Source organism: Archangium sp., from assembly GCF_036388035.1.
In the GTDB taxonomy this organism is placed as follows: domain Bacteria; phylum Myxococcota; class Myxococcia; order Myxococcales; family Myxococcaceae; genus Archangium.
Window position 1 is genome coordinate 1 of the sequence record NZ_DASVSO010000535.1, and the last position, 7,332, is coordinate 7,332.

The 7,332-nt window shown below is 69.3% G+C and carries 8 protein-coding genes; 3 read left to right on the top strand and 5 right to left on the bottom strand.

Going from position 1 to position 7,332, the window contains the following annotated elements:
* The coding region (locus VF697_RS21515; RefSeq protein ID WP_331097865.1) for a penicillin-binding transpeptidase domain-containing protein at positions 1-1,360 on the bottom strand (1,360 nt) is incomplete at its 3' end.
* A gap of 165 nt (positions 1,361-1,525) precedes the next feature.
* On the opposite strand from VF697_RS21515, the gene VF697_RS21520 reads away from it, so the two are divergent.
* Together VF697_RS21520 and VF697_RS21525 are read left to right on the top strand one after the other, a co-directional pair.
* A complete protein-coding gene (locus tag VF697_RS21520; protein WP_331097867.1) occupies positions 1,526-2,389 on the top strand; it encodes an ABC transporter permease in 864 nt (287 codons plus the stop codon).
* A complete protein-coding gene (locus VF697_RS21525; protein ID WP_331097869.1) occupies positions 2,386-3,300 on the top strand; it encodes an ABC transporter ATP-binding protein in 915 nt (304 codons plus the stop codon). Before VF697_RS21520 ends, VF697_RS21525 begins: the two co-directional genes overlap by 4 nt.
* Before the next feature lie 103 nt (positions 3,301-3,403).
* On the opposite strand, the gene VF697_RS21530 is transcribed toward VF697_RS21525, so the two are convergent.
* A complete protein-coding gene (locus VF697_RS21530; protein ID WP_331097871.1) occupies positions 3,404-3,643 on the bottom strand; it encodes a sulfurtransferase TusA family protein in 240 nt (79 codons plus the stop codon).
* 229 nt (positions 3,644-3,872) lie between these two features.
* On the opposite strand from VF697_RS21530, the gene VF697_RS21535 reads away from it, so the two are divergent.
* Positions 3,873-5,837, top strand: coding sequence for a DsbA family protein (locus VF697_RS21535; protein ID WP_331097873.1), 1,965 nt, complete (start codon positions 3,873-3,875; stop codon positions 5,835-5,837).
* Positions 5,838-5,924: 87 nt separating this feature from the next.
* Here the strand turns inward: VF697_RS21535 and VF697_RS21540 are convergent, their stop codons facing one another.
* The 3 genes from VF697_RS21540 to VF697_RS21550 all read right to left on the bottom strand — a co-directional run.
* A complete protein-coding gene (locus VF697_RS21540) occupies positions 5,925-6,311 on the bottom strand; it encodes a RidA family protein (protein ID WP_331097874.1) in 387 nt (128 codons plus the stop codon).
* Positions 6,312-6,427: 116 nt separating this feature from the next.
* The gene (locus tag VF697_RS21545; RefSeq protein ID WP_331097876.1) at positions 6,428-6,778 is read right to left on the bottom strand and encodes a nuclear transport factor 2 family protein; all 351 of its coding nucleotides are present in this window, start codon (positions 6,776-6,778) and stop codon (positions 6,428-6,430) included.
* Positions 6,779-6,866: 88 nt separating this feature from the next.
* Positions 6,867-7,332: YsnF/AvaK domain-containing protein (locus VF697_RS21550; RefSeq protein ID WP_331097877.1), on the bottom strand; the 466-nt coding region annotated here is incomplete at its 5' end.

Genomic DNA, 7,332 nt, shown 5'->3' on the forward strand with positions numbered 1-7,332 from the left:
GCGAGGACTCCTCGTCCGAGGGCGTCTCCTCCTGGGGCTCGGGCGGCTCCTCCCGGGGCGGAACCACCAGGGAGCCCGGCGGCAGGCGGGCCAGGCCCAGGCGCATGGCCTCGCGGCCGAGCCACGTGGCCCGGATGCGCCAGATGGGCTCGTTGACGATGAGGGCCGCCACCGCCACCTTGGGGTTGTCCTTGGGCGCGAAGCCCACGAACCACGAGTAGTCCCGGAAGGGCGCGCGGTCCGCCAGCGTCCCCGTCTTGCCCACGGCGCCCGGCACGCCCATGCCGCGCTCGCGGAAGATGCGGCGCGCGGTGCCCTTCGTCACCGTGGCCTCCATCAGCGTCGTCAGGTCGCGTGCCACCTCGGGCGACAGCACCTGCTCACCCGGCTGGGGCGGCGCGTTCGGGTCGTCGAAGAGGACGGCGTCCTTCCACACGCCCTTGTTGGCCGCCACGGACGCCAGCAGCGCGCCGTGCAGCGGCGAGAGGTACACGTCCCCGAAGCCCGCGCCCGTCTGGGCGAAGCGGAACTCGTCACTGTCCGGCACGGCGGCGAGTGACACGTCCGTGGGCACCGGGAAGGAGATCTCCCGATTGAAGTGGAAGCGGGCGGCGGCGTGCTTCAGCGCCTCGGGCGACAGGTAGCGCTGCGTCAGCTTGGCGAAGATGACGTTGGCGCTCTTGCCCATGGCCTCGGCCAGCGAGTGGCACTGGCCGTCGCGGGCGCTGTCCGCGAGCAGCTTCTCGGAGAGCCGCCGCTTGCCGCCGTGGAAACACGTCTCGTCCAGGGGCGTCACCCCAGCCTCCAACAGCGCGGCGCCGGTGACGATCTTGAAGACGCTCGCCGCGGGGAACACCGCGCGCGTGGCCAGCCCGCGCAGCCCCGGCTGCGCCCGCGAGTGCTCGGCCATGGCCAGCACGCGGCCCGTGGAAGGATCCAGCACCACCACCGCTCCGTAGGGCACCTGGTACTGCTGGAGGATGCTGGTGAGCTGCGACTGGAGGGTCGGGTCGATGGTCAGCGGCACATCGCCCTTGGGTCCGGGCACCACCAGCCGGCCCTTCGCATCACGCTTCGCGCGGGCGAGCACGTCCTGCTTGGACGGCAGCGGGCGCAGGTGGGCGATGGGCGGATTGTCCTCGCGCGAGGGCACCGGCACGGGCGGAACGAGCCCCAGCATCATGCCCCCGTCGGAGGCCCCCGCCGCCTCGGCCACACCCGCGTCCGCCAGCCCGGCATCCGAGAGAGCGGCCTCGGCCACGGGCTGCGTCCCCCCATCCGAGCTCCCCTCATCCGCCCCCACGAGGAGGAGGAACAAGGGGAGGAGCAGCGTGGCGGGGAGGGCACGGGAAGGAGACATGCGGAACCGTCGCGCGGGTGAGGAGTGAGGGGGGAAGCATGGTACCCGCCCAAAACGGGACGTCCATTCCCCCGGTGGGAGTTCCCCTGAGGAGCAAGAAACCTGGCGAGCCCCGTCTGGGCCCGATAGGGTCCACCCGCCTTGAACGGATTGAATGAGACTGGAGTGGTCTGGAGCGCCGAGTGCCGCCGCACGTTGCGCAGCGCGCGCGTGGTGGTGCTGCTCGGGCTCTACAGCATGTTCTCGATGCTGGTGCTGCTGGGGGTAGGCGGCTTCACGCGGGCGCTGCGCAAGCAGATGGATGAGCAGCTCGCCCAGGCCGGTGCCGACGCGAGCGCGGGCGTCCAGGTGGCCGAGGAGATGCGAAAGGGCTTCCTCGGGTTCCTCGTGAATGGCGACCAGGCCATGATCGAGGCACTGGAGCAGGTGCCGTTGGTGGTATTGTTGGTCTTCAAGGCCACCCTCCTCTTCCTGCCCCTCTACGTCGCCATCATGGGCTTCGACCAGGTGAGCGGCGAGGTGGGCCCGCGCTCCATCCGCTACTTCACCGTGCGCGCGCGGCGCTCGTCGCTGCTGCTGGGCAAGTTCCTGTCCCAGGCCACGGTGCTGCTGGGGCTGGTGCTCATCATCGACCTGGCCATCTTCGTCTACGCCTGGTTCACCACGCCGGACTTCCCCGTCGCCTCCTTCGCACTCAACCTGCTGAAGTTCTGGCTGGCGGCGGTGGTGTTCTCGCTCGGGTACCTGGCGCTCACCACCTTCTGCTCCAGCCTGTTCCGCTCGCCCGCGCTGAGCCTCATCTTCAACATCTTCATGCTCTTCTGCTTCTGGCTGGTGAACTTGATCGGCGGTTTCGCCGCCGAGGGGAGCATGTCGAGCTACCTGCGCTACCTGACGCCCTCGCACTACGCCAACAACCTGCTGCACCCGCGGCTGGCCGAGTTCGCGGTGAGTGGCGCGGCCTATGCCGCCTTCGCGCTGGTGTTCCTCGGCGCCTCCCTCTTCGTCCTGCGCGCGAGGGACCTGTGAGCGAGCTGGCCATCGATCTCATCAATGCCACCAAGCGCTTCGGTCCCAAGGTGGCGGTGGACGGGGTGAGCTTCACCGTCGAACGGGGCCAGGTGTACGGCCTCATCGGCCCTAACGGCGCCGGGAAGACGACCACCTTCTCCATGATGTGCGGCTACCTCTACCCCAGCGGCGGCACCGTGCGGGTGATGGGGGTGGACCCGTCCGTGGACGGCGCCCTCAAGGGGAAGATTGGCGTGCTGCCCCAGGACGCGGTGCTGCCCGGTGGCTGGAAGGTGGGCGCCCTCCTCATGTACTGGGCGCGGCTGAGCGGCCTGGACAAGCCCGAGACCGAGGCCCGTGAGGCGCTCGACAAGGTGGGCCTGCTGGAGGCCTGGAACGTGGCGACGCACGCGCTCTCGCACGGCATGGCCAAGCGTGCGTCGATGGCGCAGGCCCTCATGGGCCGGCCGCCGCTGGTGCTGCTCGACGAGCCCACCGCCGGGTTGGATCCGCGCGTCGCCGCCCAGGTGCGCCAGGTCATCCGCGACATCCGGGGGCAGAACCAGACGGTGGTGGTCTCCAGCCACAACCTCCAGGAGCTGGAGGAGCTGTGCGACACGGCGGCCATCCTCGACCGGGGCAAGCTGGCCCAGGCCGGCACCATGAAGGAGCTCACCAGCCAGGCGTCCGGGTTTCGCGTCAAGGTGGCCCGCGGCACCGTCATCGTGCAGGAGCTCGAGGCCCTGCCGGGCGTCACCGCCGCGCGCATGGAGAACGAGAACGTCCTCCACGTCCGCTATGACGGCATGGCGCACCAGCCCGAGGAGGTCATCAGCCGCGTGGTGGGGCACCTGCTGCAGACCGGGGTGCTCATCCTGAGCGTCTCGAGCGGTCGCCGGCTGGAGGAGCGGGTGATGCAGCTCCTCTGATGAGGGGCCAGCGTCCGAAGGCGGCGGAAAATCCCCCGGAAAATCCCCGTGAAACTCCGGGGCGGCTCGGGTCACCACCGGGCTGATGGTTGCCAGCTCCCTCTCACGCTCCTCCGCCCACCGTGCGGACCCACGCCACCCAGGCCGCCCCGCGCCGCTCCAGGCCGAGCAGGGCATGGCCGGTGGCCTCGCACCACGCGGGCAGATCGGCCTGGACTCCAGGGTCGGTGGCCACCAACTCCACCAGGGTGCCCGGAGCCAGCCGACGCACCGCCTTGGCGATCTCCAGGATGGGAACGGGGCAGTATGTTCCCGAGGCATCCACGCGCACGTCCGGCTGCATGGGCTCAGTGTAGGCGCTGGGCGCGGATCGTGCCGGGGGAATTTCAACCAAAAAGCTTCGTGTTTTCGGGGCCCTGGGTCCCGTCAAGCCCGGGCTGGGTACGCCTGCGTCTCCTTGCGTGCTCGGAACGGGCTCTGTTATCTACCCCGACCTTTTTGACCCTTTTGGACCTATGAGCAAGAGCGCGGATCCGCATTCGGACCAGATGTCGAAGGAGCACAATAAACCCATGAGACCCAATGTGATCGTGGCCCTGGTGGTGGGCCTGGTGCTGGGCTTCGCAGGCGGCCGTGCAGTCACCGGCCCCTCTGTCGCTGCCCTGACCGGTAACAAGCCCGCGGCCGCCGCCGCCGCCAACGCCCCCCGTCCGAACGCCCGGCCGGTGGACCCCACCGTCTTCAAGGTGCCCGTCGAGGGCTCGCCCACCAAGGGCAACGCGGACGCGCTCGTCACGCTCGTCGAGTTCTCCGACTACCAGTGCCCCTTCTGCTCCCGCGCCAACGCGACGGTGGAGCAGCTCCAGAAGGACTACGGCAGCAAGCTGCGCGTGGTGATGAAGCAGAACCCGCTGTCCTTCCACCCGCGCGCCAAGCCCGCCGCGCTGGCCGCCATGGCCGCCGGTGAGCAGGGCAAGTACTGGGAGTACCACTCCAAGCTCTTCGCCAACGCCAAGGCCCTCGAGGACGCCGACCTGGAGAAGTACGCCAAGGAGCTGGAGCTCGACCTGAACCGCTGGAAGGCGGACATGGCCCACCCGAAGCACACGGCCACCATCGAGCGTGACCAGGCCCTGGCCGGCAAGCTCGGCGCCAACGGCACCCCCGCCTTCTTCATCAACGGCCGCTTCCTCTCCGGCGCCCAGCCCATCGACTCCTTCAAGGCCGTGATCGACGAGGAGCTCGGCAAGGCCGAGGCCCTGGTGCGCTCCGGCACCCCGGCGAGCCAGGTGTACGCCGCCGTCCTCGCCAAGGGCGTGGAGTCCGCTCCCAAGCCCGCGCAGCAGGCCGAGGCCCCGTCCAGCCCCTACCGCAAGGTGGACGCGCCGGCCGACTCCCCCTCCTTCGGCCCGAAGAACGCCAAGGTCACCATCGTCGAGTGGTCCGACTTCCAGTGCCCCTTCTGCAGCCGCGTGATGCCCACGCTCAAGCAGATCAAGGAGACCTACCCCAAGGACGTGCGCGTGGTGTTCCGTCACCAGCCGCTCTCCTTCCACCCGAACGCCAAGCCCGCCGCCGAGGCCGCCATGGCCGCCCATGAGCAGGGCAAGTTCTGGGAGATGCACGACAAGCTCTTCTCCAACCAGAGCGCCCTGGACCGCGCCACCTTCGAGCGCTACGCCCAGGAGCTGAACCTGGACATGGGCAAGTTCAAGGCCGCGCTCGACTCCGGCAAGTTCCGCGCGAAGGTGGAGGCGGACGCCGCCGCCGGCGCCGCGGTGGGCGCCAATGGCACCCCGACCTTCTTCGTCAACGGCCGTGAGTTCGTGGGCGCCCAGCCCTTCCCGAGCTTCAAGAAGATCATCGACGAGGAGATGGCCCGCGCCGACAAGCTGCTGGCCGCCGGCACCAAGGCCGACGACCTCTACGCGAAGCTCATCGAGGAGGGCGTGAAGTCGGCTCCCCAGGCCGCGGCTCCGGCCGAGCCCGCCGTGCAGAACATCGAGGTCGGCACCGCCCCGGTGCGTGGCCCGAAGAACGCCCCCGTCACCATCGTGGCCTACTCCGACTTCGAGTGCCCGTTCTGCGGCCGCGTGCTGCCCACGCTCAAGCAGCTCGAGGACGAGTACAAGGGCAAGGTCCGCATCGCCTTCAAGAACGCGCCGCTGCCCTTCCACGCCAACGCCAAGCCGGCCGCCGCCGCCGCTCTGGCCGCCCACGAGCAGGGCAAGTTCTGGGAGTACCACGACAAGCTGTTCGCCAATCAGCGTGCCCTGGATCGCGCCTCCCTCGAGCGCTACGCCCAGGAGCTCAACCTGGACATGGGCAAGTTCAAGGCCGCGCTGGACAGCAACAAGTACGACGCGCAGGTCGCCACGGACATGGCCGAGTCCACCCGCGTGGGCGTCAATGGCACCCCGACCTTCTTCATCAACGGTCGCTCGCTGGTCGGTGCGCAGCCCGTCGACGCCTTCAAGCGCGTCATCGACGAGGAGCTGAAGAAGAAGGGCGGCACGGTCGCGGCGGACCAGAAGTAATCCCCGCCGCCTCTCGCGAGGCCGCTGAATGAGAAAGGCCGTCGGACCGAAGCGGGTCCGGCGGCCTTTCTCTTTGCGGGCTCCCTGTCAGGACACGGCGATGGCGTCGATCTCCACCTTGGCGCCGCGAGGGAGCGCGGCCACCTGCACGGTGGCGCGAGAGGGAGGCGCACCGGTGAAGGCCCGGCCGTACACCTCGTTCACCTTGGCGAAGTCGGCCAGGTCGGTGAGGAAGATGGTGCAGCGCACCACGTGCGAGAAGTCGAGGCCCGCGGCCTTGAGCACCGCGCCCAGGTTCTTCATCACCTGCTCGGCCTGGGCGACCACGTCCCCCTGCACCATCTCCATCGTCTTGGGGTCGAGCGGGATCTGCCCGGACAGGAAGGTCATCTTCCCGGCGTCCACCTGGACGGCCTGCGAGTAGGGACCGATCGCCTTGGGCGCGTCATCGGAGTGAACGATCTTGCGAGCCATGAATTCACCTCGGAGGTGAGGCGGCCAGGAGCGGCCGCGTGTCCGCTGCGGCTCTACCACCGCGGCAGCGGCCTTCCAACCCTTCGCCGCCGCTCCGGGGCAGGCGCGTGGGGGGCTCACTTCACGCCCGTGAAGTGGTAGGCGATCTTCCCCTCGCGCAGCACCCACCCGTCGAACATGCGGACCTGCCCGAGCTCGGTCGTGACGGTGGCCTCGAAGTAGATCGAGTCCGAGGTCTCGTTGAACTTGTCGAGGGAGTCGATCTTCAGCGTGCCCAGCATCTGCAGGTACGCGCGAAAGTGCTCCTTGAGCGCGTCACGCCCCCGGATGGCGAGGTCGCCCGACATCAGCAGCGCATCCTCGGTGTAGTGGTCGTCGATCAGCGCGTCGACGGCGCGCGCGTCGAGGTACTCGAGCTGCTTGTTGAAAAACACCTGTCCGGGGGTCAGTTCCTTGAATCCCATCATGCGATGCCTCCTTGCCCGCGAGTCCTCAGGGCATAGACCCGGCAAGGCACCGCCTGTGACGTGGGAAGAAGGAGCCAGAGCCCCCCGCTCAGTGGGAGTGGGGGTCCGGGCGCACGAGGCCAGGAGCCGACCGCGCCTCGCCCTCCTCCTCCACGCGGGCCACCTCCTGGCGCAGGGGGACCTCCTCGGTCCAGGTGCGACGCTCCACGGCCTTCTTCAGGTGGACCTCCTCGTAGATGACGGGACGCTTCACCACCTCCACGTCCTCGCGCCACAGGGGGATGACCTGCTCCATCTCCTGGAACGCGCCCGAGCCGCTCGCGGGAGCGGCGGAGGCACCCGCCTGCACGGGGATGCGCTCCACGACGATCTCCTCGCGCCGCACCTCCACGGTGATCTGCTTGAGCTCGGTGCGGACCACCTTGCGCACGCGCACCGCGCCCACGTCGCGGGTGCGGACCAGCGCATGGGCCTCCTCGCGAGCCAGGGGCACGCGCAGCTCCCCCTCCGCGACGTGCGTACGCACGGGAGCGACGGGCGCCGCGCGGGTGACG

Excerpts from the sequence above, each read along its gene's own strand:
- VF697_RS21545 (WP_331097876.1), bottom strand. The coding sequence starts at position 6,778 with ATGATGGGATTCAAGGAACTGACCCCCGGACAGGTGTTTTTCAACAAG.
- VF697_RS21535 (WP_331097873.1), top strand. The coding sequence starts at position 3,873 with ATGAGACCCAATGTGATCGTGGCCCTGGTGGTGGGCCTGGTGCTGGGC.
- VF697_RS21530 (WP_331097871.1), bottom strand. The coding sequence starts at position 3,643 with ATGCAGCCGGACGTGCGCGTGGATGCCTCGGGAACATACTGCCCCGTT.
- VF697_RS21540 (WP_331097874.1), bottom strand. The coding sequence starts at position 6,311 with ATGGCTCGCAAGATCGTTCACTCCGATGACGCGCCCAAGGCGATCGGT.